At 37.5% G+C, this 2,952-nt stretch carries 3 protein-coding genes; all 3 read left to right on the forward strand.

Annotation, left to right across the window (positions count from 1 at the left end; all coding sequences use genetic code 11):
• Window positions 1-298 precede the first annotated feature (298 nt).
• The gene (locus ACQR30_RS12000; RefSeq protein WP_429735395.1) at window positions 299-514 is read left to right on the forward strand and encodes a hypothetical protein; all 216 of its coding nucleotides are present in this window, start codon (window positions 299-301) and stop codon (window positions 512-514) included.
• Between the two features lie 280 nt (window positions 515-794).
• Window positions 795-1,208, forward strand: a complete 414-nt coding sequence (locus tag ACQR30_RS12005) for a BlaI/MecI/CopY family transcriptional regulator (protein ID WP_429735397.1) — start codon at window positions 795-797, stop codon at window positions 1,206-1,208.
• 47 nt (window positions 1,209-1,255) lie between these two features.
• Window positions 1,256-2,952, forward strand: a 1,697-nt coding sequence (locus ACQR30_RS12010) for a M56 family metallopeptidase (protein WP_429735399.1), incomplete at its 3' end; no start/stop codon positions are given.

Consider the following 2,952-nt stretch of genomic DNA (forward strand, 5'->3'; position numbering starts at 1 on the left):
GGGTCGTACATTTTAATCCAACTCTAAAAGCATATTTAACAGCTTCTTTAAAAAACGAATAGAATTTCTAAAGGCGTTATATAAACCCGAAGAAAAGTTGACCTTATATTTTCATACACCGGTCACTGTCTTTAACATAAACGCTCAAATCTTTCCTTCACCGCTACCTATTATCTCACCTATTATCTATTTGAACTTAATTTTCACGCAGATGCCTGCCTTTCAATCGCTACACAACAGTATTACATGGCCATAATTGGAATGATTTTGGTAAAAGAAAGTTTAAAGCCATCTTATTATGAACAAAGCAATAGGAATCATTTTGTTGATTATTGGTATCGCCATGTTAATATGGACCGGATTTACTTATACCAAAAAGGAAAAAGTCATTGATGCGGGCCCCCTTCAAGTATCGGCTAATAAACAAAAATCTGTCAACTGGCCACCTTATGCAGGCGGTATCTTAATCTTGGGGGGCATTGTATTAATGGCTACCGCCAAAAAACCCAAATAAAAGACATGAGGGCGGTGCAATTGCCCGGCTGAAGGATAAAAATTTGCTTTTTAATTACAGGCAACTGTGCCGGGCAATTACCTCACAAGGTTTTGAGAGGCTGGGCATCCTTTTGTCTGCGTGCAGGTATGTCTCAAAAAAACCTACCAAAAATCTCACTTTCTTCAAGTCCCGGTGCGGCCATTTGTTAAAACCTATCAAAAAAATAAAAAATATTTTTCATTTACGAAAACATTCGTACATTTGACTACGAAACAATTCGTACTTAAAAATTTTAATCGTGCAAAATCCAATAAAGCCCACCAACAGCGAATTAGAGATCCTGCAGATTCTTTGGGAAAAAGGCCCTTCCAGCGTTCGGGAAGTACATGAAATATTAGAAGCCAAAAAAGAAGTTGGCTATACCACCACGCTCAAACTGATGCAGATAATGTGTGAAAAAAATATTTTGGAGCGCGACATGTCCGCCCGGACACACGTATATAGAGCGGCTATTTCCCAAAAAGCCACACAAGTACAAGCTGTACAGAAAATGATGCAGACAATGTTCAAGGGTTCGCCATCCAGCTTAGTCATGCATGCCTTAGGCAAACACAACACCTCAAAAGAAGAGCTGGATACAATAAGACAATATTTAAATGAAATAGAAAGTACGCTGCCTTCAAAAATAGCAAAGGACAAAACGAAAAAATAGCCATAACAGCTTCACAATCGATCAATAAACTTTTTAAATGGTAGAATATGCCGATACTACATTTTTTCTCCTCTCCATTCTCAGAAGCACTGGGCTGGAGTTTGCTACATAGTTGCTGGCAAGCAGCAGCTGTCTTTATCTATTTAAAATTAATTTTAAGTTTGCTGCCCCAGGCAACAGCAAAACTCAAATACCTGTTTGCTTATAGCGCATTGGTATTTGTAAGTTTATTATTTTGCCTTACTTTCTATCATCAATTCTCCTTGGCAATAGAACATAAGGAGCAACTTAACCAAGTCCTTCATGCTCATCTGACACCTTTTTCCAGCTATGCTGCCGCGAAGTCATTTTCAAAAGCTACGCTTATGGCAAAAACCATCCCTATGCTTGTAAGTCTGTATATTATAGGCTTGGTGCTGCTGACCATAAGATTGTTGATTGCTTATATCACCACCCGTCATCTAAAGAAGCAAAATCTTTTACCCGTTGACCCAAAATGGATAGATTCTTTAAAGCAACTTAAAGCAAGGCTCCATATCAACAAACCGATACAAATTTGTATCTCTTCCAAAGTAGACGTCCCCATGATGATGGGATGTATAAAGCCCGTCATACTATTGCCGATTAGTATTATCAGTAATCTTTCCATCTATCAAATAGAGGCCATTTTAATACACGAATTAGCCCATGTGCGCAGACAGGATTATTTGTTTAATTTATTTCAATCCGCTATCGAAACAATACTATTTTTCAATCCTTTTGTTTGGTGGATTTCAAAAAAAATAAGGGAAGAAAGGGAAAACTGCTGCGACCAAATAGTGCTACAGCAAACCGATAATCCGCATAATTATGCGACCGCTCTAATGCTATTAGAATCATCGCGCATTCAGTCTCAGCAGCTGGCAATGGCTGCCGTAAATAAAAAACCTCTTCTATTTAACCGCATTAAAAATATCATGGAAATGAAAGCAAAACCCATCAATCTAAAGCAAAAATTGGCAGCCGTTCTTATCGCATTTACTGCCGTTTGTTCAATAGCTTGGCTATCCCCCAAACAAGAAAAGACCAACGGAAAAAACATGCCTCCGTCTTTCGAAAAACCTGGCATTCATCAAAGCAGTTTTGTCAGTGACAGCTTATTGCTTCCTGCACCAAAAGCTTTACCGGCAAATGTTCCATTGCCACCTGCACCGCCAACACCGCCCGGCAATCTGCCGATGGAAGATTCTATCCCTTTACCGCCCATCAATAATAACGTTCACTTAAATATAGATACAGCAATTTCGCAACAATATGCAAAAAATATAGAAGCTTATTTTAATAGTGATGCATGGAAAAACCAACAGAAAAATATAGAGAAACAATCGAAAGAAATTCAAAAATATTTTAGTAGCAACGACTGGAAAAAACAACAAGAAAATATTCAAAAAGCAGCGAAAAAAATGAAACAGTATTTTGAAAGTAAAGAGTGGAAAGACCAGCAAAAAAACATTGAAAAACATTCGAAAGAAATTGAAAAATATTTCAATAGTGATGCATGGAAAAGCCAACAAAAACAAATAACAGAAGCAGCCAATAAAAGCACCGAATATTTTAAAAGCGCAGAGTGGAAGACACAGCAAAAAGCCATAGAAGAAAAGACAAAAGCTATTCAGGATTACTTCAACGGCGATCAATGGAAAAAACAACAAGAAGAGATAAGTCATCTAACAGACTCTTTAAAGTCTTCTTATTTTAAAGCTAA

The organism is Arachidicoccus sp. (assembly GCF_050436765.1).
Lineage (GTDB): Bacteria > Bacteroidota > Bacteroidia > Chitinophagales > Chitinophagaceae > Arachidicoccus.